The sequence below is a fragment of the Streptomyces sp. NPDC085944 genome (assembly GCF_040686295.1).
In the GTDB taxonomy this organism is placed as follows: domain Bacteria; phylum Actinomycetota; class Actinomycetes; order Streptomycetales; family Streptomycetaceae; genus Streptomyces; species Streptomyces salinarius.
Window position 1 is genome coordinate 699,472 of the sequence record NZ_JBFBJX010000001.1, and the last position, 20,260, is coordinate 719,731.

General features: G+C 73.3%; 22 protein-coding genes. 12 read left to right on the forward strand and 10 right to left on the reverse strand.

Going from position 1 to position 20,260, the window contains the following annotated elements:
- Positions 1 to 6 precede the first annotated feature (6 nt).
- Positions 7 to 2,130: a prolyl oligopeptidase family serine peptidase gene (locus tag AB0P07_RS03405; RefSeq protein ID WP_365544386.1), complete on the reverse strand. Its 2,124-nt coding sequence runs from the start codon at positions 2,128 to 2,130 to the stop codon at positions 7 to 9.
- 187 nt (positions 2,131 to 2,317) lie between these two features.
- Here AB0P07_RS03405 and AB0P07_RS03410 point away from each other — a divergent pair, with 187 nt between their 5' ends.
- Entirely contained in the window at positions 2,318 to 2,512 is a 195-nt protein-coding gene (locus tag AB0P07_RS03410) for a hypothetical protein (RefSeq protein ID WP_362280333.1), read from the forward strand.
- Here the strand turns inward: AB0P07_RS03410 and AB0P07_RS03415 are convergent.
- Together AB0P07_RS03415 and AB0P07_RS03420 are read right to left on the reverse strand one after the other, a co-directional pair.
- Positions 2,502 to 2,699, reverse strand: a complete 198-nt coding sequence (locus AB0P07_RS03415) for a DUF397 domain-containing protein (protein WP_365544389.1) — start codon at positions 2,697 to 2,699, stop codon at positions 2,502 to 2,504. The genes AB0P07_RS03410 and AB0P07_RS03415 overlap by 11 nt on opposite strands.
- Complete coding sequence (locus tag AB0P07_RS03420) at positions 2,696 to 3,559, reverse strand: helix-turn-helix transcriptional regulator (protein WP_365544392.1); 864 nt, start codon at positions 3,557 to 3,559, stop codon at positions 2,696 to 2,698. Before AB0P07_RS03420 ends, AB0P07_RS03415 begins: the two co-directional genes overlap by 4 nt.
- Positions 3,560 to 3,709: 150 nt before the next feature.
- Here AB0P07_RS03420 and mshB point away from each other — a divergent pair, with 150 nt between their 5' ends.
- From mshB to AB0P07_RS03435, 3 genes are all read left to right on the forward strand, one after another.
- On the forward strand, positions 3,710 to 4,597 hold the full coding sequence (mshB, locus tag AB0P07_RS03425) for an N-acetyl-1-D-myo-inositol-2-amino-2-deoxy-alpha-D-glucopyranoside deacetylase (RefSeq protein WP_365544395.1): 888 nt from the start codon (positions 3,710 to 3,712) through the stop codon (positions 4,595 to 4,597).
- The gene (locus tag AB0P07_RS03430; protein WP_365544397.1) at positions 4,594 to 5,016 is read left to right on the forward strand and encodes a DUF6113 family protein; all 423 of its coding nucleotides are present in this window, start codon (positions 4,594 to 4,596) and stop codon (positions 5,014 to 5,016) included. The genes mshB and AB0P07_RS03430 overlap by 4 nt, the downstream gene beginning before the upstream one ends.
- A 154-nt stretch (positions 5,017 to 5,170) precedes the next feature.
- Entirely contained in the window at positions 5,171 to 7,450 is a 2,280-nt protein-coding gene (locus AB0P07_RS03435) for a hypothetical protein (RefSeq protein ID WP_365544400.1), read from the forward strand.
- 189 nt (positions 7,451 to 7,639) lie between these two features.
- Here the strand turns inward: AB0P07_RS03435 and AB0P07_RS03440 are convergent, their stop codons facing one another.
- Together AB0P07_RS03440 and AB0P07_RS03445 are read right to left on the reverse strand one after the other, a co-directional pair.
- Positions 7,640 to 8,509, reverse strand: coding sequence for a transglutaminase-like domain-containing protein (locus tag AB0P07_RS03440; protein ID WP_365544402.1), 870 nt, complete (start codon positions 8,507 to 8,509; stop codon positions 7,640 to 7,642).
- 66 nt (positions 8,510 to 8,575) lie between these two features.
- Positions 8,576 to 9,592: a GNAT family N-acetyltransferase gene (locus tag AB0P07_RS03445; protein ID WP_365544405.1), complete on the reverse strand. Its 1,017-nt coding sequence runs from the start codon at positions 9,590 to 9,592 to the stop codon at positions 8,576 to 8,578.
- Positions 9,593 to 9,732: 140 nt separating this feature from the next.
- Between AB0P07_RS03445 and fdxA the strand changes: the two genes are divergently transcribed.
- On the forward strand, positions 9,733 to 10,053 hold the full coding sequence (gene fdxA / locus AB0P07_RS03450) for a ferredoxin (RefSeq protein ID WP_003973842.1): 321 nt from the start codon (positions 9,733 to 9,735) through the stop codon (positions 10,051 to 10,053).
- 119 nt (positions 10,054 to 10,172) lie between these two features.
- Positions 10,173 to 11,270: a bifunctional succinyldiaminopimelate transaminase/glutamate-prephenate aminotransferase gene (locus AB0P07_RS03455; RefSeq protein ID WP_365544408.1), complete on the forward strand. Its 1,098-nt coding sequence runs from the start codon at positions 10,173 to 10,175 to the stop codon at positions 11,268 to 11,270.
- Between the two features lie 245 nt (positions 11,271 to 11,515).
- Here AB0P07_RS03455 and AB0P07_RS03460 read toward each other — a convergent pair whose 3' ends face one another.
- Positions 11,516 to 11,947, reverse strand: a complete 432-nt coding sequence (locus AB0P07_RS03460; RefSeq protein ID WP_102931443.1) for an ATP-binding protein — start codon at positions 11,945 to 11,947, stop codon at positions 11,516 to 11,518.
- 330 nt (positions 11,948 to 12,277) lie between these two features.
- The gene (locus tag AB0P07_RS03465) at positions 12,278 to 13,258 is read right to left on the reverse strand and encodes a heavy metal transporter (protein WP_365544410.1); all 981 of its coding nucleotides are present in this window, start codon (positions 13,256 to 13,258) and stop codon (positions 12,278 to 12,280) included.
- An 83-nt stretch (positions 13,259 to 13,341) separates the two neighbouring features.
- On the opposite strand from AB0P07_RS03465, the gene dapE reads away from it, so the two are divergent.
- Positions 13,342 to 14,421, forward strand: coding sequence for a succinyl-diaminopimelate desuccinylase (dapE, locus tag AB0P07_RS03470; protein ID WP_365544413.1), 1,080 nt, complete (start codon positions 13,342 to 13,344; stop codon positions 14,419 to 14,421).
- Between the two features lie 117 nt (positions 14,422 to 14,538).
- Complete coding sequence (locus AB0P07_RS03475; RefSeq protein WP_365544416.1) at positions 14,539 to 15,297, forward strand: TIGR00730 family Rossman fold protein; 759 nt, start codon at positions 14,539 to 14,541, stop codon at positions 15,295 to 15,297.
- Between the two features lie 38 nt (positions 15,298 to 15,335).
- Here AB0P07_RS03475 and folP read toward each other — a convergent pair whose 3' ends face one another.
- A complete protein-coding gene (folP, locus tag AB0P07_RS03480; protein ID WP_365544549.1) occupies positions 15,336 to 16,208 on the reverse strand; it encodes a dihydropteroate synthase in 873 nt (290 codons plus the stop codon).
- 191 nt (positions 16,209 to 16,399) lie between these two features.
- Between folP and AB0P07_RS03485 the strand changes: the two genes are divergently transcribed.
- Positions 16,400 to 16,759, forward strand: coding sequence for a DivIVA domain-containing protein (locus AB0P07_RS03485; protein WP_108989523.1), 360 nt, complete (start codon positions 16,400 to 16,402; stop codon positions 16,757 to 16,759).
- Positions 16,756 to 17,340: a DNA-3-methyladenine glycosylase I gene (locus tag AB0P07_RS03490; protein ID WP_365544418.1), complete on the forward strand. Its 585-nt coding sequence runs from the start codon at positions 16,756 to 16,758 to the stop codon at positions 17,338 to 17,340. Before AB0P07_RS03485 ends, AB0P07_RS03490 begins: the two co-directional genes overlap by 4 nt.
- 564 nt (positions 17,341 to 17,904) lie before the next feature.
- Here AB0P07_RS03490 and AB0P07_RS03495 read toward each other — a convergent pair.
- Positions 17,905 to 18,708 carry an enoyl-CoA hydratase-related protein gene (locus tag AB0P07_RS03495; RefSeq protein ID WP_365544421.1) on the reverse strand — a complete coding sequence of 268 codons (804 nt, stop codon included), beginning with the start codon at positions 18,706 to 18,708 and terminating at the stop codon, positions 17,905 to 17,907.
- A gap of 61 nt (positions 18,709 to 18,769) precedes the next feature.
- On the opposite strand from AB0P07_RS03495, the gene AB0P07_RS03500 reads away from it, so the two are divergent.
- Both AB0P07_RS03500 and AB0P07_RS03505 read left to right on the forward strand, forming a co-directional pair.
- Positions 18,770 to 18,934 carry a hypothetical protein gene (locus AB0P07_RS03500; RefSeq protein WP_365544424.1) on the forward strand — a complete coding sequence of 55 codons (165 nt, stop codon included), beginning with the start codon at positions 18,770 to 18,772 and terminating at the stop codon, positions 18,932 to 18,934.
- Positions 18,935 to 19,078: 144 nt separating this feature from the next.
- Positions 19,079 to 19,246, forward strand: a complete 168-nt coding sequence (locus AB0P07_RS03505) for a DUF3117 domain-containing protein (protein WP_003966491.1) — start codon at positions 19,079 to 19,081, stop codon at positions 19,244 to 19,246.
- Positions 19,247 to 19,362: 116 nt separating this feature from the next.
- Here the strand turns inward: AB0P07_RS03505 and AB0P07_RS03510 are convergent, their stop codons facing one another.
- Positions 19,363 to 20,061, reverse strand: a complete 699-nt coding sequence (locus tag AB0P07_RS03510; RefSeq protein ID WP_078884611.1) for an O-methyltransferase — start codon at positions 20,059 to 20,061, stop codon at positions 19,363 to 19,365.
- Positions 20,062 to 20,260: the final 199 nt, after the last annotated feature.

Below are 20,260 nucleotides of genomic sequence, written 5' to 3' on the forward strand. Positions count from 1 at the left end.
GGCGCGCTACGCCGGTGCGGGCAACGACCGCTTCAGGAAGTCCACCTGGAGCAGCAACAGGTTCTCGGCGACCGACTCCTGCGGGGTCATGTGCGTGACGCCGGACAGCGGCAGCACCTCGTGCGGCCGCCCGGCCGCCAGCAGGGCCGACGACAGGCGCAGCGAGTGGGCGACCACCACGTTGTCGTCCGCCAGCCCGTGGATGACCAGCATGGGCCGGTGCGGCTCGGCGGCGTCGACCAGCCCGGCGTCGTCGATCACCGAGTTGCGGCGGTAGACGTCGGGCTGCTCGCCGGGGTCGCCGAGGTACCGCTCCTGGTAGTGGGTGTCGTAGAGCCTGAGGTCGGTGACCGGGGCGCCGACCACGGCGGCGTGGAAGACGTCCGGCCGGCGCAGCGCCGCGAGGGCGGCCAGGTAGCCGCCGAAGGACCACCCCCGGATGGCGACGCGGTCCAGGTCCAGCGGAAAGTCGGCGGCTAGGGCGTGCAGCGCGTCCACCTGGTCCTGGAGCACGACGGCGGCCAGGTCGTCCTTGACGGCCTTCTCCCAGGCGGGGGAGCGCCCCGGAGTGCCCCGCCCGTCGGCGACGACCACGGCGAACCCCTGGTCGGCGAACCACTGGGAGGTGAGGTGGGCGTTGTGCGCGGCGACGACGCGCTGGCCGTGCGGGCCACCGTAGGGGTCGAGGAGGACGGGGAGGGGGGCGTCACCGTGGTAGTCCGTTGGCATAAGCACGGCGCACGGGACACGCCGTGCGCCCCCCTGAGTGAGGGTCACGCGCGGGGACAAACCGGGGTCTTCCGCATACGAGGCGACGGTGGCCGCCGGCTTCCCGTCCCGCAGCACCTGGACCCGCGCCCCGGGCCGGTCGAGGGTGGCGGACACGAGGACGGTCACGCCCCCCGCGCGCACCGCCGAGTGCACGCCGGGCTCCTGCGACAGGCGCTCCACGCCGAGTTCGTTCACCCGGTACACGTGCACCTCGCCGATCTCCGCCTCGGCCGCCTCCTCGCCCGCCGAAGCGGAGACCAGCACGTCGTCGGCGCCGACGTCCAGCACCGCCCGCAGATGCAACTGGGGCCCGGTGAGCGGTCGTTCACCTACCGCCAGCACCCGTGCACCGCCCTCGTCGGCGATCCGCACCAGCTGCCCCGAGGGGCTCCAGCAGGGCACACCGGGGAAGAGTTCCAGCCAAGTTGGATCTTCGTCGGCGTGCACCATCCGGGTCGTGCCGGACTCGGTGTCCACCGCCAGGTAGAGCTGGCTGCGCTGGTCGCGCGCCTGTACGAGAAGCAGTGGTGCACCCGCCGCTGACCAGTGCACTCGCGCCAGATACGGATACCGGGCCCGGTCCCAGAGAACCTCCGTGCGCCCCCCGTCGAGATCGACGACGAACAGCCGTACGTCCGCGTTCGGGGTGCCCGCCGCCGGATACGGCACGTGGTGTGGATCACGTTCGGGGTGGGCCGGGTCGGAGATCCACCAGCGTTGCACCGGCGTGTCGTCCACGCGTGCCACCAGCAGCCGGTCCGAGTCCGGGCTCCACCAGAAGCCCCGGCTGCGGGACATCTCCTCGGCCGCGATGAACTCGGCGAGCCCGTACGTGACGCCCTCGCCGTCCGCCTCGGCCAGCGCCCTGTCGCCGTCCCCCTCGGCGCCCACGACGCGCAGGGCACCCCCGGCGACGTAGGCGACGTGCCGGCCGTCGGGTGAGGGGCGGGGATCGATCACCGGCCCGGGGACGGACAGTTCGCGCGCGGTGCCGACCCTCAGCTCGGCCGCGAAAAGCCGCCCCGACAGGGCGAAGGAGGCCAGTTCGACCGCGGCGTCGGTGGCGTAGCCGACGATCCCGGCGCCGCCCTCGCGGCTGCGCTCACGCCGGGCCCGTTCCTCGGGCGACAGCCGCTCCTGGGCGCCGCCGAGCAGGGCGCGCGGGTCGGCGGCGACGCGCTCCCCGCCCTTCTCGACGTCCAGGATCCACAGGGCGTTGGCCCGGTCCGTACCGGTGCCGGAGCGCAGGAAGGCGACCCGTGAACCATCGGGTGCCACGGTGAACGAACGCGGCGCGCCGAGCGTGAACCGCTGGGTGCGGGCGTGCCGTTTGGGGAAGGAGTCGGACTCGGTCGTCATGCCATGACCATATTGGCCATGCGCCCCCTTGTGCGGCCGTGCGCCGAGAGATGCGCGCGCACGGATAGTTATGATCACTAGCGCATAGTGGGTATCAACCAGGTACCCCCTGCGTGGATTTATCTGCCCCGAGCACCGACTGCGACCGACCCCCCCATGTCCCTGGGCCCATTGGAGGTGAGCCGCCGTGGCACTCTCGATTTCGGCGGTTGTGCTGCTGGCGATCATCGTCTTCCTGCTCGTCAAGAAGTCAGGCTTGAAGGCGGGGCATGCGGTGGTGTGCATGCTCCTCGGCTTCTACCTGGCCTCCTCGACGATCGCTCCGACGATCAGCGAGCTGACGACGAACCTTGCAGGGATGATCGGAAGCATCAACTTCTGACCGTGCCGGCCACGAAGCGGACCCAGGCCTCCGGCGCCAGCGCGAGCCGGGGGCCGGTGTCCGGCAGGCTCTTCGAGTCGCGCACGTGGACGGTGCCGGGTTCGAGGGCGACCTCGACGCAGGAGTCGCCCTCGCTGCTGCTGCTGTAGCTGCTCTTGAACCACGCCAGGCCGGTGTTGCGGATCATGTCTCCCCCAGCAGTCGCTCGATGAAGCCGATGGACTCACGCGGAGTCAGGGCCTGCGCCCGGATGATGCCATACCGCAACTCCAGGATACGTAGCTGCCTGGGCTCGGACACCGGCCGGCCGTGGGCCACCACCGGTGAACGCCCCACCCTGGAGCCGTCCTCGAAGGTCAGCACCTCGATACCGCCGGCCAGCCCGGCGTGCTCCTCAAGGTCCATCGGCATCACCTGCAACTCGACGTTCCTCGACTGCGCCACCTCAAGCAGGTGTTCGAGCTGGCGGCGCAGGTTCGCCCTTCCGCCCAGTGGGCGCCTGAGCGACCACTCCTCCAGGACGAAGCTCAACTCGGGTGCCGGGTCCCGTTCGAAGACGCCCTTGCGCGCCACGCGTGCGGCGATGAACCGCTCCACCTCGTCCGCCGAGTAGGAAGGGCGCCGCATCAGGAGCAGTCCGCGCGCGTACTCCGGCGTCTGCAGCAGCCCGTGGACGTTCAGCGGGTCGTACAACTGCATCGCCACCGCCCGCGCCTCCATCTGCGCGAGATCCCGCACCTTCTTCGGATACCGGACCTTCTTCACGTCCTCCTTCATCGCCGCGACGATCCCGCCGGCGGCCAGCACCTCGTCCGCCCGGTCCAGGTACTCGGGGCGCGGGATCCGCCTGCCGCCCTCGACCTTGTACACGAGGTCCTCCCCGTACCCGATCGCCACCGCGAAGTCGGGAGCCCGCATCCCCGCCGCCTCCCGGCGCAGCCGGAGCTGCCGGCCCACCGTGGCGATCACGGCCAGCGCCCAGTCGTCGTCCGGGTCCACCTCCCACCCCGGCTCGTCGACCTGGTCCGTTCCGGCGTCCACCGACATGTCGCACCCCTCCTCGCTCCCGCGTCGCACGGCCGTGCCCTGCCCGGAACAACGCCGCCGACCGTGCCGACGGCACTGGACAAGGCCTGGACAGTTCCGTACGGCCCGTGCGGGCGTGAGGACGGAGTCCGGGCCTCATAGGGTGGGGGCATGACGGATCTCCCCGGCCGGCGTCTGCTGCTGGTGCACGCGCACCCGGACGACGAGTCGATCAACAACGGCGTCACCATGGCCCGGTACGCGGCCGAGGGCGCGCACGTGACGCTGGTGACCTGCACCCTCGGTGAGCGGGGCGAGGTCATTCCGCCCGAGCTCGCCCAGCTGTCCGGCGCCGCCCTGGGCGGGCACCGCAGGGGTGAGCTGGCGGACGCGATGCGCGCGCTCGGCGTCGACGACTTCCGGCTGCTCGGTGGGCCGGGGCGGTTCGCCGACTCCGGGATGATGGGGCTGCCGGACAACGACGACCCCGGCTGCCTGTGGCAGGCCGACGTCGACGCGGCCGCCGCCCTGCTCGTGGACGTCATCCGCGAGGTGCGCCCCCAGGTGCTCGTCACCTACGACCCGAACGGCGGCTACGGCCACCCCGACCACATCCAGGCCCACCGCGTCGCCATGCGCGCGGTGGAACTGGCGGCCGAGGCCGGGTGCCCCGTCGCCAAGGTCTACTGGAACCGCGTGCCGCGCTCCCACCTCGAGAACGCCTTCGCCCGGCTCCGGGACGAGCTGCCCGGACTGCCGTTCGACAAGGTGGCCGAGGTCGAGGACGTACCGGGCGTCGTCGACGACGCGCTGGTCACCACCGAGATCCGCGGCGACGGCACCCCGTACGCCGCCGCCAAGGCCGCCGCGATGCGCGCGCACGCCACCCAGATCACGGTCGCCGAACCGTACTTCGTCCTCTCCAACGACCTGGCCCAGCCCCTCCTCACCACCGAGTACTACGAACTGGTGCGCGGCGAGCGGGCCGCCGGCGGCGGACGCGAGAGCGACCTGTTCGCCGGGATCACCGCGACCCAGGAGAGCGAGGTGGCCCCGTGAGCAGCCGCAACGAGCCCGCGGGTTCCGTACTCGCGCAGCCGCTGCGCCCGCCCTCGCCCGGCCGGGCCCTCCTGTACGTGGGGCTCTTCGTGCTCGGCGCCGTCATCGGTGCCGCGGGCGCGCTGCTCCAGCCGGCCTGGTTCCCGGGCGGGCTGCTGCTCGCCCTGGCAGCCGAGGCGGGACTGTGCCTCGGGGCGGGCCGTGCCGTCGGGCGCCGGGGCGGGGCCGTCGCACCCGCCCTCGGCTGGGCCCTCGCCGCGGTGCTGCTCACCGCCAGCCGGCCGGAGGGCGACTTCCTCTTCGCCGCCGGTGTCGGGTCCTACCTCTTCCTGCTCGGCGGGATCGCCGTCGCTGTGATCTGCGCCACCCTCGCGCCGGTGCGGCAACCGGACGGCGACTCCGCCCGACTTCGCAAGTGACGTACCGCTTCGCCGTGCACGGGCGTGCGGGTCCCGTGTGGGTTTCCCCGGCGGTCACGGGATACGCGTGAGAAGTGGCCAGTATGGTGGTGCGCGCCGCCGAGCCGCCCGCTGATGGCGTGACGGGCGGCGGAGCCAATCGGGAGAACCTGCCTTGAGTCGTGAAACTGACAGTTCGTCCTCCGGGCCGCACGGGCGCGGCGGAGCCGCATACCCCTCGGGCACCCCGCCCTACGGGACACCCACGGCTTCCGACACCGGTACGGACGCGGGCCGTTCGGCCACGCGACCGGAGGAGCGCAAGACCGAGACGACGCTGACGACCCGGATCCGGATCAACATCCCCGGGTCGCGGCCCATCCCGCCGGTCGTCGTGCGCAAGCCCGTCACGGACGGCGAGGGCGCCGCAGCCGACGGCGCGGAGGCCACCACGACGGGTGAGCGGCCCGCACCTTCAGCGAGCGCCGCCGCGCCCGCGGGCGGCGCTCCCCAGGCCCCCGCCGAGCCCGCTCCGTCCGCCCAGCCCGCCGAGGAGAAGCCGACCAGCGACTGGTTCGCGCCCCGCAAGTCGGGTCAGGGCAAGGGCGCTCAGGGCGGCGGTTCCACCAACGGGGCCGGTCTGCCGGGCGGTTCGCCGGCGCCCGCCGCCGGTCCGGGTGCGCCGGGCAATCGGGGTACGGGTCCCGCGGGTGCTTCCGGTGCCGGTGCGCGACCGGGCGGCGGGAGTGGCCGTCCCGGTGGCGTCGTCGGCTCCATGAGCGCACCCGGCGCCACCCGCTCCGGTGCGACCGGCGGGCCCGTGGCGCCCGGCCACGGCGGCGGCACCGGTTCCTTCGACGTGACCGAGGCGCTGGCGGCCGGCCCGCTGGGCGGCAACGGCAACGGCAACGGTCCCAGGCCGGGCGCCGGGAGCGAACCAGGCCGCGACGACCTGCCCGATTTCGCGGGGGAGCGCGGCACCGACCCGGGCCCCGGCGCCCCCGGCGGGCAGCACAACGGCCTGAACGGACAGTCCCCGTACGGCGTCGGCCCCCAGGGCCCCGCCGGTCCGACGAGCGGCCCGGCCACCGGCGACAGCCGGCTGACGCCGCCCCCGGCAGGCGACCTCGGCAGCCCCGGGGCCCCGGGCGGGCAGCGCGAGGCCGCCCCGAACGGCCTGCGCGGCCCGGGGAGCCCCGGCGGTCCCGGCGGTCCGGGCGGCCCGGGTGGCCCCGGCAGGCCGACGGGCCCCGACGCCACCCGCCCCGGCCCCGGCGGCGGACTCAGCGACGACACCGCGATCCTCACCCCGCAGCGGCCGGCTCCCCCCGGCATGGGCAACCCGGACAACGTCTCCGGCAACACCGTCACCAGCGGCATCCCCGTCGTACCGGGCGGGCGCGACGAGCCGTTCCGGACCGCGCCCGGCGACGGACCGCTCCCGCACACGCCGCCCAAGCTGCCCGAGCCGGTCTCCGCGCCCCCGGCGAGCTCCGCCAAGCCCGCCAAGAAGAAGGGGCGCAAGAAGCTCCCGCTCCTCGTCGGCGGCCTGGTCGTCGTCGCCGGTGTCACCTACGGCGCCGGCCTGCTCATGAACCGCTCCGAGGTGCCCAAGGGCACCACCGTGCTCGGCGTCGACATCGGCGGCGGCACCCGCGACGACGCCGTGGAGAAGCTGGACAAGGCCCTCGGTGCCCGCGCGGCCAAGCCGCTCAAGCTCACCGTGGGCGGTGACACCGTCTCGCTCAAGCCCGACCAGGCGGGGCTCCAGCTCGACACGCAGGCCACGGCCAGCGACGCGGCGACGAGCGACTACAACCCGATGTCCGTGATCGGCTCCCTCTTCGGCCAGAAGCGGGTCGTCGAACCGGTCATGCCCGTCGACGAGGAGAAGCTGCACGCCGCCCTGGAGAACGCCGCCGGCGGGGCCGGTTCGGTGACCGAGGGCACGATCAAGTTCGAGTCCGGCAAGGCCGTCCCCGTGTACGGCAAGCCCGGCAAGGGCATAGACGTCGCCAAGTCGACCGAGGCCGTGCAGGCGGCGTACCGCACCCAGGTGGAGACGGGCACCGCCACCGGGGTGAACGTGCCGACGACCACCAAGCAGCCCACGGTCTCCAAGGCCGAGGTCGACCGGATGATGAAGGAGTTCGCCGAGCCGGCGATGTCGGCCCGCGTGACCGTGCAGACGGACCCGGCCCACTCGATTCCGCTCAGCCCCGAGAAGTCGCTGTGGAAGTTCCTGAGGGTCACGGCCGTCGACGGCAAGCTGGTCGACAAGCCCGACCTGAACGCCCTCAAGGAGCTCTACGGCCAGACCTTCGACGGTGTGCTCATCACCCGCGCCAACGGTGACAAGACGCCCGTCACCCCGCAGGACGTCTACGGCGCCATGCGCCAGGCCCTGAAGAGCAAGACCGACCGGGTGGCGGTCATCGACACCAACCCGAGCTGACGTCACGCCACGACAGGAATGCGGCACGACTGCGGGCAGTCGTGCCGCTGGGGCGCTGGGGGTTCCCCGCTCGAGCGAAGCCGAGAGTGGGGGCAGGGCGGGCGCCGGGGGTACCTCCCAGGCCGTTCAGGCACTGGGGAGGCGCCCTGTCGGCGCGGGCAAGCGCCCCCACCCGCACCCCGCCGACGGTCAGTTCAGCATCGCCCGAGCCGCCCGCGCCTCCCCCCGCAGCTCCGCCGCGACCGCCTCGTCCACCGCCGACACCACCTCGGCGTACGCCTCCAACTCCCCGGCCCCCGCCAGGAACTCCCCCCGCTGCACCAGCAACCGCGCCCGCTCGTAACGCAACCGAGCCGCATGCGCCGGCAACAGCAGCGCCAGGTCGATCGCCCACAGCCCCACCGCCGACTGCTCCGGCCGCCCCGCCGCCCACGCCCGGATGTTGTTCAGCACCCGGGACACCACCTCCAACGGCGCGGCGGGTTCCAGCATCGAAGGCCGCAACTCCGCCCCCGTCGCCCCGGCGACCAGCACCTCCGCGTCCTTCCCGGTGAGCAGCCGCCCTCCGTCGAACGGATCGACGAGAACCCGTTCCCCAGCCGCGTGCTCCGGCCCGAGTCCGACCACGAAGTGCCCCGGCAGCGCGACCCCGTACACCGGTGCCCCCGCCCGCCGGGCCACCTCAAGCCACACCACCGACAGCAGGATCGGCAGCCCGCGCCGCCGCCGCAGCACCTCGTGCAGCAACGACGACTCCAGCCGCTGGTAGTCCGCGGCGACCCCGTGGAAGCCGTACCGCTCGCCGAGCAGGTCCCGCAGCGCCTCGGCCCAGGCCCGCGGCGTACCCGGCCGGAACGGCAGCTCCCCGGCCAGCCGGTCCAGCTCCACCTGCGCGGCGTCCAGTCCCGCCTCGTCCAGCGCCCCGTCCGCCTCCGCGCCCACCAGCAGGCACAGCGTGGCCAGGTCGGGCCGCTCGGACCGCGCCTCCTCGGCGAACCGCCGCCGTACTTCGGCCGAACGTTCCGGCGACGGGGGCCGGAGGGGATGAGGATGAGGCATGGCCGGCTCGTGCCCTTTCACTGTGCTGTCGAGACGAGGTGGAGCGAGGTGGGCAGGGACGGTCGGCTACCGGTCCGTCGCGGTGTTCCCGGGCTCCCGGTAGTGGTGGTAGGCGTGGTGCGCGGCGAAGCCCGTCCCGGCGTACAGCGCCCTGGCCCCGGCATTGTCCGTCTCCACCTGGAGCCACGCCGCCGACGCGCCCTCGTCCAGCGCCCGCCGGGCCAGCGCGGCCATCACGGCGGTCGCCAGTCCCCGGCGCCGCCGCGCGGGATCGACCTCGACGGCCGCGAAGGACGCCCAGCGCCCGTCCACGACACACCGTCCGATCGCCGCCGGGGCACCCGTCGGGTCCGCACCGGACACCTTGGCGAACCACACCGAGGGCCCTGCGCCCAGCACCCGCAGGGCCACGTCGCTCACACCCTTGCGCTGGTACCGGGCCAGCCACGCCTCGTCCGCCTCCCGGGACAGGACCACACCGGCGCCCTCGGCGAGGTCGGCGACCGGTGCGAGCCCGCCGGTCCACACCTCCGCCGTCACCTCCCGCACCCAGCCCCGCCGCTCCAGCTCCGCGCACAGCGGCTCCTGCGTGCCGGCGGCGCCGGTGGCGGTCTGCACGTACGCGGGCAGCCCGCGCTCGCCGTACCAGCGCCTTACGGCCGTCAGCGCCTCGTCGAGCGGCAGCCCCGGATCGCCGAGCGGGAGCGCGGAGTTGGCCCGCCGGGTGAAGCCGCCGGCCGCCCGCAGCTCCCACCCGCCGAGCCGCTCGCTCTCCACCGGGGGCCAGGCCCGCGCGGCGACCCGCGCCAGCTCCTCGTAGGACGCGGCGGGCCCGCGCCGGCGGGCGGGCGCGGCCGGCACGACCTTCCCGGCGACGAGGTCGGACTCGGCGACACGGACACTTTCGCCACTCTTTCGTGTGATCAGCAGCACACCATCGGTCCATGATGTGAGAACACCGACCGTGTCGGTGAACCTCTCACCTGCGACACCAGTGTCGCTCAAGCGCCGTACGGAGACTCGTTTGCCCACGTCAGCAGCGGTGATACGGACCTCAAGTCGCCCTGCGGCAGAGATTTCCACGGGTCTGTCCACCCCTCCTGTTCGGATCATGCCCAGGAACGGAGATACTAGGGGCGGGCATCGACGACGCCGCGCTCCCGCGCGCCAGGCGGCGGAGCCTACGGAGGCCCGCCAGCGCCCTATCGAGGAGGAACGACAGCGTGACCTACGTCATCGCGCAGCCTTGTGTCGACGTGAAGGACAAGGCGTGCATCGAGGAGTGCCCGGTCGACTGCATCTACGAGGGCCAGCGGTCCTTGTACATCCACCCGGACGAATGCGTCGACTGTGGTGCCTGTGAGCCGGTCTGCCCGGTCGAGGCGATCTTCTACGAGGACGACACTCCCGAGGAGTGGAAGGACTACTACAAGGCGAACGTCGAGTTCTTCGACGAGCTCGGCTCGCCCGGCGGCGCCAGCAAGCTGGGGCTGATCGAGCGCGACCACCCGTTCGTCGCCGCGCTGCCGCCGCAGAACCAGTAGGAGCGGCCCGCACACGCGCCGCCTCGGTCCCGTACGGCCCGGTCCCCCGATCGGCCGCACGGGACCGAGGCGTTTGCCGCAGCCCCGGGCGCCGACGAGCAGAGGGAGAGCAACCCACCGTGTCCGCAGTCTCCGACCGACTTCCCACCTTCCCCTGGGACCAGCTGGAGCCGTACAAGAAGACGGCGACGGCCCACCCCGGCGGCATCGTCGACCTCTCGGTCGGTACCCCGGTCGACCCGGTGCCCGAGCTGATCCAGAAGGCCCTGGTCGACGCGGCGGACTCCCCGGGCTACCCGACCGTCTGGGGCACCCCGGCACTGCGCGACGCGATCACCGGCTGGGTCGAGCGCCGGCTCGGCGCCCGCGACGTCACCCACCGCCACGTGCTTCCCGTCGTCGGGTCCAAGGAACTGGTCGCCTGGCTCCCGACCCAGCTGGGCCTGGGCCCCGGCGACCGGGTGGCCTTCCCGCGCCTGGCCTACCCGACGTACGAGGTCGGCGCCCGCCTGGCCCGCGCGGAGTACGAGGCGTACGAGGACCCGACCGAGCTGGACCCCGCGGGCCTGAAGCTCCTCTGGCTCAACTCCCCGTCCAACCCGACCGGCAAGGTCCTCTCCCAGGCCGACCTGACCCGGATCGTGGCCTGGGCCCGCGAGCACGGCGTGCTCCTCGTCTCCGACGAGTGCTACCTGGAGCTGGGCTGGGAGGCCGACCCGGTCTCGGTCCTCCACCCGGACGTCAACGGCGGCTCGTACGACGGCCTGGTCGCCGTCCACTCCCTCTCCAAGCGCTCCAACCTCGCCGGCTACCGCGCGGCCTTCCTCGCCGGCGACCCGGCCGTCCTGGGCCCGCTCCTGGAGATCCGCAAGCACGGCGGCATGATGACCTCGGCGCCGACCCAGGCGGCCGTGGTGGCGGCCCTCGGCGACGACGAGCACGTCCGCGTCCAGCGTGAGCGCTACGCGGCCCGCCGCACCGTCCTGCGCGAGGCCCTGCTCGGCCACGGCTTCCGCATCGAGCACAGCGAGGCCAGCCTCTACCTCTGGGCCACCCGCGACGAGTCCTGCTGGACCACGGTCGCCCACCTGGCCGACCGAGGCATCCTGGTGGCCCCGGGCGGCTTCTACGGCCCGGCAGGCGAAAACTTCGTCCGCGTAGCCCTGACAGCCACAGACGAACGCATCCAAACAGCGGCGGACCGCCTGAAGCGCTGACCTGGCTGCGGGGCAGTCGTTCCGGCCCGCCCGCCCCGGCTGGGCACTCGCTCCGCCCCGGCTGTGGGCACTCGCTCCGCAGGGCGATGGGGGCACCTCCCACGCCTTCGAGGCAATGGGGGAGGGTGGGCACAGCCCCCATCGCCGGGCCACGGCCAAGACACGCCCGCTGAACCGACGTAGGCAAGCAGAACGCCGGGGCCTGGGAACCTCAGACCCCGGCGCCGCGCCGCTCAAGCCCGGCGCTAGCCGACCGGCAGACCCTGAACCGGCAGCCCGCCCTTGCCCAGCGCGTCCGTCGGCAGCCCACCCTGCGTCGCGGTCGACGCCGTGTCACCCACGATGTCCCCGGCGGCACCCGCCGCGCCCCCCGCGGCGTCCTGCGCGGCCGGCGTGGCCTTCTTGACGGCCGATCCACCGGTCTTGCCCGCGGCCGGCACGGCCTTCTTGACGGCCTTGCCGCCGGTGTCGCCCGCGGTTTCGGTGACGTTCTGGGCCGCGGAGGCGGCGGTGTTGCCGACGTTCGCCCCGTCCAGGGCGGTCAGTCCCCCGAGGTTCGGGGTGGCCGGCAGTTCGGGAGCCGCGCTGGCGGAGCCGGCCGCACCGACCCCGGCAGCCGCTCCCGCAGCGACGAGCAGCGCGGCACGGGCGATCCGGCGGGTCAGGGGGAGGGACATGATGCTCCTTCGACGGAAGTCAACGATGGGGAATCCGACCGTGCCCGGGAACGATCGGAGAGTGATCGACCGGGCTCGGACGCAGTGACTACCGCTCGAGAGCCACGAAGGTTGCGGCGGCCCGGCGTAAAGAGTTGGTAATGCGTCGCATTATCAGGTGCACAGAAAAACGGGCAAAAGGGCGCCGGTCGGAAAGTCTGCTGAATCCTTACGGCCCTTGATTTTCCTGGGCCCCGACGCCTCCGGGGGTGAGGGTGTGCAAACCCGTGGCCCGCGTCGACCTCGCGCCGACGCGGGTCACTCGCGAAGGTGACGGCTCGTACGGGCGCGCTACCAGCCGGACGTGATCCGCACCGGTCCGGCCGCCCGCTCCGCGCCCTCGGTGCCTTCGCCGCCCGCCGGCGCCCACTTGCTGTCGGTGTTGCCCGCGGTCCACTCCCGGCCCGCGTAGGTGACCCGCTGGATGTGCAGCGAGGAGGCGTTGGCCACCGCCCAGTGCGCCACCTGCCAGCCGCGCCGCTCGGTCTCCCGCTGTCCGCCCGCACCGGCGCCTCCGGTCACGGGCACCGTGACCGTCCGCTCGTCGGAGGCGCCCGCGGAACGGGCGGCGCCCGTGTCGGCGCCGCTGCCGTCGGACACCTCCGCGCCGGCCGGTTCGAGCACGGCGTGCCCGAACTCCCGCACCAGCGCCGCGCGGACCGCGTCCGGCCCCTTGCGAGGGGTCGAGCCGGGGCGCCCGTCGCAGGTCAGCGTCGCTGCGGACCGCCCGGTGAGCGCGGCGGCGAGCAGCTCGGCGTCCGGTTCGTGCTTGGCGTACGCGTCCGGGAAGCCGCTGCGCTGCACGCGCTGGGCGGCGACGGTCAGCGGCAGCTCCTGATAGTCCGCCACCTTGACCAGGTGGTCGTAGAACTCGCCCGCCGCGTAGGCGGGGTCCAGGATCTCCTCCGGCGTGCCCCAGCCCCACGAGGGCCGCTGCTGGAACAGGCCGAGCGAGTCCTTGTCGCCGTAGTCCAGGTTGCGCAGCGCCGACTCCTGCAGCGCGGTCGCCAGGGCGATCGTCACGGCCCGCTCCGGCAGCCCCCGAGCGGTGCCCACGGCGGTGATCGTGGCCGCGTTCACGGCCTGCTCCGGCGTGAACTCGTAGGTCGTACGGCCGTCCTTGCCGGAGGCCACCTTGCAGCCCGGAGCGCCCGCGCCTCCGGTGACGTACTGCACCGCCAGATAACCGGCGACCGCGAGGAGGGCGATGGAGGCGGCGCCCGAACGGGCGAGGCGGCCACGGCGTTTGCGGGGTGGGGACGGCTGAAGCACGCGTACAAGGTACTGGAGGGTAGGGTCCGGTGTCCCCCGGGTACGGACACTGCCCGAATGGGCCGGGCGCTAGGGTCGGGGCCATGGCCGATACCCCGCTTGACCTCACGCTGGACGCCGCGGAGCTTACCGCGCGGCTCGTCGACTTCCCGTCCGAGAGCGGAACCGAGGAGCCGCTGGCGGACGCGATCGAGAGCGCCCTGCGGGCCCTGCCCCACCTGTCGGTCGAGCGGTACGGCAACAACGTCGTCGCCCGTACGGAGCTGGGCCGCGCGGAGCGCGTGATCCTGGCCGGCCACATCGACACCGTGCCGATCGCCGGCAACGTCCCCTCCCGGCTGGACGAGGACGGGGTCCTGTGGGGCTGCGGGACCTGCGACATGAAGGCGGGCGTCGCGGTCCAGCTGCGCATCGCGGCCACCGTCCCCGCCCCCAACCGCGACCTGACCTTCGTCTTCTACGACAACGAGGAGGTCGCCGCCGAGCTGAACGGCCTCAAGCACGTCGCCGAGGCGCACCCCGAGTGGCTGGAGGGCGACTTCGCGGTACTCCTCGAACCCTCCGACGGCCAGGTGGAGGGCGGCTGCCAGGGCACCCTGCGGGTGCTGCTCAAGACGTCCGGGGAGCGGGCGCACTCGGCGCGCTCCTGGATGGGCTCCAACGCCGTCCACGCCGCCGCCCCGATCCTCGCGCGCCTGGCGGAGTACGAGCCCCGGTACCCGGTGATCGACGGCCTGGAGTACCGCGAGGGCCTCAACGCGGTCGGCATCACCGGTGGGGTGGCGGGCAACGTCATCCCCGACGAGTGCGTGGTCACCGTCAACTTCCGCTACGCCCCCGACCGCAGCCCAAAGGACGCCCTCGCCCACGTGCGCGAGGTCTTCGCGGACTGCGGGGTGACGGACTTCGTGGTCGACGACCACAGCGGCGCGGCCCTGCCCGGACTGTCCCACCCGGCCGCGGCGGCCTTCATCGAGGCGGTGGGCGGCACCCCGCAGCCCAAGTACGGCTGGACGGACGTCTCCCGCTTCTCGGCGCTCGGCGTGCCGGCGGTCAACTACGGCCCCGGCAACCCGCACTTGGCGCACAAGCGCGACGAGCGGGTCGAGGTGGCGAAGATCCTCGCGGGCGAGGAGCGCCTGCGCTCCTGGCTGACGGCATGATCCACGGCGGTCGCGACGGGTTTGGGTCGCAGCGTGGCGGACATGCTGAGGTCCCTCGCACGTAACCCGCGTAGAACTACGCTGAGGTGGAAGAACCTGCAACCGGAGGGAGCGCGCATGGCTACTGGCAACCCCGAGGGCAAGAAGCGGCCACCGGAGGAGCAGCGCATGGGCCCCGTCCTCCGGCGGCGGGACCAGGTGCAGAAGAGCACCACGGACCAGCGCCTGCTGGACGAGCGTGCCCCGACGGACTGGGTCCACACCGACCCCTGGCGAGTGCTGCGCATCCAGTCCGAGTTCATCGAGGGCTTCGGCACCCTGGCCGAACTGCCGCCCGCCATCAGCGTCTTCGGCTCCGCCCGCACGGCGGCGGACTCACCGGAGTACGAGGCGGGCGTGCGGCTGGGCCGCGGCCTGGTGGAGGCCGGCTTCGCCGTCATCACCGGCGGTGGGCCCGGCGCCATGGAGGCGGCCAACAAGGGAGCCCTGGAGTCGAAGGGCATTTCGGTCGGCCTGGGCATCGAACTGCCCTTCGAGCAGGGGCTCAACCCCTACGTCGACATCGGCCTGAACTTCCGCTACTTCTTCGTCCGCAAGATGATGTTCGTGAAGTACGCGCAGGGCTTCGTCGTCCTGCCCGGCGGTCTCGGCACCCTGGACGAGCTGTTCGAGGCACTCACCCTGGTGCAGACCCAGAAGGTGACCCGCTTCCCCATCGTCCTGTTCGGCTCCGAGTACTGGGGCGGCCTGGTCGACTGGCTCCGGGGCACCCTGGTCGCCCAGGGCAAGGCCGCCGAGAAGGACCTCCTTCTCTTCCACGTCACGGACGACGTGGACGAGGCGGTGGCCCTGGTCTCCAAGGAAGCGGGCCGCTAGGGCCCGCCACGGGCGGGGGCGAGGGCTGGGGCGAGGTCCTACGCCAGCCCCCGCCGGGCCACCGCGGGCTCCCGGTGCCCGGCGATCGTCGCCACCATGTCCAGGACCTGCCGGGTCTCCGCCACCTCGTGCACCCGGTACACCCGCGCCCCCAGCCACGCCGACACCGCCGTCGTCGCCAGCGTGCCGATCACCCGCTCCTTCACGGGCCGGTCCAGCGTCTCCCCGACGAAGTCCTTGTTCGACAGGGACACCAGCACCGGCCACCCCGTCTCCACCATCTCCCCGAGCCGCCGCGTCGCCTCCAGGCTGTGCCGCGTGTTCTTCCCGAAGTCGTGCCCGGGGTCGATCAGCACCGACTCCCGCGGCACCCCGAGCCCGACCGCCCGCTCGGCCAGCCCCAGCGTCACCTGCAGGATGTCGGCCACGACGTCGTCGTACGTCACCCGGTGCGGCCGCGTCCGCGGCTCCGCGCCGCCCGCGTGCGTGCACACCAGCCCCACCCCGTACCGGGCCGCGACCTCCGCGAGCTTCGGGTCGACGCCGCCCCACGCGTCGTTCAGCAGGTCCGCCCCGGCCTCGCAGACGGCCTCGCCGACCTCGTGCCGCCAGGTGTCCACGCTGATCACGACGTCCGGGAAGCGCCGCCGCACCTCCGCGACGAAGCCCACCGTCCGCCGCGCCTCCTCAGCGGCCGACACCTCGTCCCCGGGGCCGGCCTTCACCCCGCCGATGTCGACGATCGCGGCGCCCTCGGCCACCGCCTGCTCCACGCGCGCGAGGGCGGGCTCGTCGCGGAAGGTCGCCCCCTGGTCGTAGAAGGAGTCGGGGGTCCGGTTCACGATCGCCATGATCACCGGCTCGTGCGCCGTGAACTCACGCCTGCCCAGCCTGAGCGTCCCCTGTGACATCTTCTCGTCCATACCCGTTCTCTCGTCCCGCTCTCGGCCTCGGGGCGCGGTCCTTCGACGGCCGCGGCCCCGACTGTCAGACTCGCATGGCACGATCGGACCCGACACAACCGACTCCGACCCGACCGACTCCACCGACTCGACCGACTCCGACTCGGTGCGGACTCCGACCCGACCATGGGGGCCCAGCGATGGTCATGTTCCTGTTCCTCGTCATCGCGCTGGCCGTCGTCGTGGCCGCGGTGACGCTCGCCGTGGTGGGCGGCGGCGACAGCGGGCCGCTGCCCGAGGCCGCGCCCGAGCGGGTACGGGACGCGCTGCCCCCGGACCGCCCGGTGGGTCGCGGCGACGTGGAGCGGTTGCGCTTCCCGCTCGTCGTCCGCGGCTACCGCATGGCGGACGTCGACGACGCCCTCGGCCGCCTCGGCGCCGAGCTGGCCGAGCGGGACGCCCGGATCGCCGACCTGGAGTCCGCGCTGGCGGGCGCCCGGGCCGCCGCCGCCCACCGCCACGTCGTCATGGACAAGCCGGCCCCGGAGGACCAGCAATGAGCGCCGGGGAGGCCGTCGCGGGCCCGGACGGCGCTCTGCGCTGCCCCTGGGCGCTGTCCACCGAGGACTACGTCACGTACCACGACGAGGAGTGGGGCCGCCCGGTCCACGGCGACGACGCCCTGTACGAGCGGCTCAGCCTGGAGGCCTTCCAGTCCGGCCTGTCCTGGATCACCATCCTGCGCCGCCGCCCCGGCTTCCGCAGCGCCTTCGCCGGCTTCGAGATCGCCAAGGTCGCCGCCTTCACCGACGCCGACCGCGAGCGCCTGCTCGCCGACGCCGGCATCATCCGCAACCGCGCCAAGATCGACGCGACCCTCGCCAACGCGCGCGTGCTGGCCGGCTGGGCCGCCGGGGACCTGGACGAGCTGATCTGGTCGCACGCCCCGGACCCGGCCGGGCGGCCGGTACCGGAGACCCTCGCCGACGTCCCGGCCGTCACCCCGGAATCGACGGCGCTGTCCAAGGCCCTGAAGAAACGGGGCCTGCGCTTCGTCGGCCCGACGACGGCGTACGCGCTGATGCAGGCGTGCGGACTGGTCGACGACCACCTGGCGAGATGCGTGGCCCGCCACGCCTGAACCGCCGGCCGCCCGCCTCCGGTCGTACGCCGTCGGCGGCTGCCTGCTCGGCCTGGTGGGCGTGCGTGCCCCGCCCGGTTGCCCGCCTCCAGCCGTGCCTCGCCGGTCGTACGCGGTCGGCGGCTGTCTGCCCGGCACGGTTGTCCGCCCCTGCCACGTATGTCTGCTACCCGCCCGGGCCCGGGGCCGTAGGCCCGTACCGGCGGGCGTACCCGGCCCGGTCGCCCGCAACCGCCGGTCCGCCGCCGCCGTCGGCGGCTGCCTGCTCGGCCTGGTGGGCGTGCGTGCCCCGCCCGGTCGGCCGCCTCCAGCCGTGCCTCGCCGGTCGTGCGCGGTCGGCGGCTGTCTGCCCGGCCCGGTTGTCCGCCCCTGCCCCGTAGGCCTGCTACCCGCCCGGGCCCGGGGCCGTAGGCCCGCACCGGCGGGCGTACCCCGCGTGGCCGCCTGCCTCCAGCCGTGCCCCGCCGCCAGCGCCCTGCCCGGCCCGGTCGCCCGCCCTCGCCTGGCGCGTGCTCCACGCGCTGCGCCGCAGGCGCCGTCACCGGGCGTCCGCCGGCCCGACGCCTACCGGCCCAGGTACTTCGGCTTGGCCTTCTCCACGAACGCCCGCACCGCGATCGCGTGGTCCTCCGAGGACCCCGCCCGCGACTGCAGCTCGTCCTCCTTGTCGAGCGTCTCGGAGAGGGAGTGCGTCAGCCCGTACGCCACCGCCTCCTTCATCGCCGCGTACGCCACCGTCGGACCCTCGGCCAGCGCCCGCGCCGTCTTCTCGGCCTCGGCGCGCAGGTCGGCGGCGGGGACGACCCGGCCGGCGATGCCCAGCTCGTAGGCCTCCTGCGCCTTGATGGTGCGCGGGAAGAGCAGCAGGTCGGCGGCGCGCCCGGGACCGACGACGCGCGGCAGCGTCCAGGAGATGCCGGAGTCCGCGGTGAGCGCCACGCCCGCGAACGACGTGTTGAACGACGCCGTGTCCGCGACGATCCGGTAGTCCGCCGCGAGGGCGAAACCGAGGCCCGCCCCTGCCGCCACGCCGTTCACCGCCGCGACCACCGGCTTCTCGGCCCCGGCGAGCGCCCGCACGATCGGGTTGTAGTGCTCGCCCACCGTGCTCATCGTCTGGCCCGAGCCGGTCTCCCGGTCGGCGGCCAGCAGCCCGATGTGCTCCTTGAGGTCCTGGCCGACGCAGAACGCCCGCTCGCCGGCCGCGGTGAGCAGCACCGCCCGTACGGCGTTGTCCGCCGCCGCGGAGCGCACCGCCTCCCGGAGCGCGACCTTGGTCTCGATGTTCAGCGCGTTCATCGCCTCGGGGCGGTTCAGCGTGATCGTCGCGAGCCCGTCGCTCACCTCGTAGAGCACGGTGTCGGCCATGGAGATCCCCTCCGCGTAGTGGCATGCAGTGGTCTGTGTCTGGCTTGTGTCCGGAGACAGCATGACCGAGATCACCGGGAACGGATCGCCCGGGCGATGTGACCTGCGTCAAAGAATTCCGGTCCGTATCCATTCGGCGGAAGTGGGTGAGGGCGCGCAGTATCGCAGTCACATCGCCGAATTGGGTGGTTTTGCTCGCACGCGTTGTCCAAGCGATGCCGACTGATGTTGGTCATCGGGTCCTGGGATGCGGGATAATGGCTGGGAAGCAATGTGTTCGATGCCGGTGTCGCGCGTCCAAGCCGGATTGCGCGTGCCCTCAGGGGCCGTCGGCGGTGACGGTGAGCTGGTATCAGGAAGGGGAACGAGCATGGCGGCCATGAAGCCGCGGACGGGCGACGGCCCGCTCGAGGTGACCAAGGAGGGGCGGGGCATCGTCATGCGCGTTCCGCTCGAAGGCGGCGGGCGGCTCGTCGTCGAGCTGACCCCCGATGAGGCCGACGCGCTCGGCGACGCCCTCAAGAAGGTCGTCGGCTGACGCGCGAGCGACCATACCCGTTCAGTCGCCCCGGTACCGCACCTGGTGCCGGGGTGATTGTTTTGTGCCGGCATTCTCCGGGGCCCCGGGCATTCCCCGGCGCTCCGCGCAATTCCTCAGCGCTTCACGGCGCACAGCAGGCCGTCGCCCACCGGCAGCAGGGACGGCACCAGTTCCTGGCTCTCCCGCACCGCGCGCAGCAGTTCCCGTACCCGCAGCACCTCGGTGGGCTGCGGTCCCGAGTCGATCGTGCGGCCGGCGCCGAAGACGCCCTCGAAGGCGACGAGACCCCCGGGACGCAGCAGGCGCAACGATTCAGCGAGGTAGTCCAGGTACTCCAGGCGGTCGCCGTCACAGAAGACGAGGTCGTACCCGGCGTCCGCGAGCCGGGGCAGCACGTCCAGGGCGCGGCCGGGGATGAACCGGGCCCGGTTGCTGGCGAAGCCCGCGGCCCGGAAGGCCTGGCGGGCGAACTGCTGGTGCTCCGGCTCCGGATCGACCGTGGTCAGTACGCCGTCCGGTCGCATGCCGTGCAGCAGATGGATTCCTGAGACGCCGCAGCCGGTGCCGATCTCGGCGACCGCCTTGGCGTCCACGGCGGCGGCGAGCAACCCAAGGGCGGAGCCCGTGCCCGGGGTCACCGAGCGCAGGCCCGCCTCGCGGGCCCGGTCGCGTGCCCAGAGCAGCGCGTCGTCCTCGGCGACATAGGCGTCGGCGAACGCCCAGCTCGTCTGCCGGTTGCCGGTAATGACCCTCTCCTGTCCCCGTCGTTGCCTCGGCGTGACTGTATCCGTTGGCGTCGGGAACCCGCAGATGGGACCAGTCGTTTGAAGGGGCAAGCAGGAGACGGGCGAAGAGACGACCGAGCGGCCGGGGCCGCGACGGGGGAGGGCGGCGATGGACCAGAGCGCCGGGCACGTGGCGACGCGGCCGGACGAGCCGTACCGGCCCAGATCAAATTCTCGTAAAACCGCTTATCCGGAGCTAACGGGCGAGGTGGCTATGGTAGGGGCT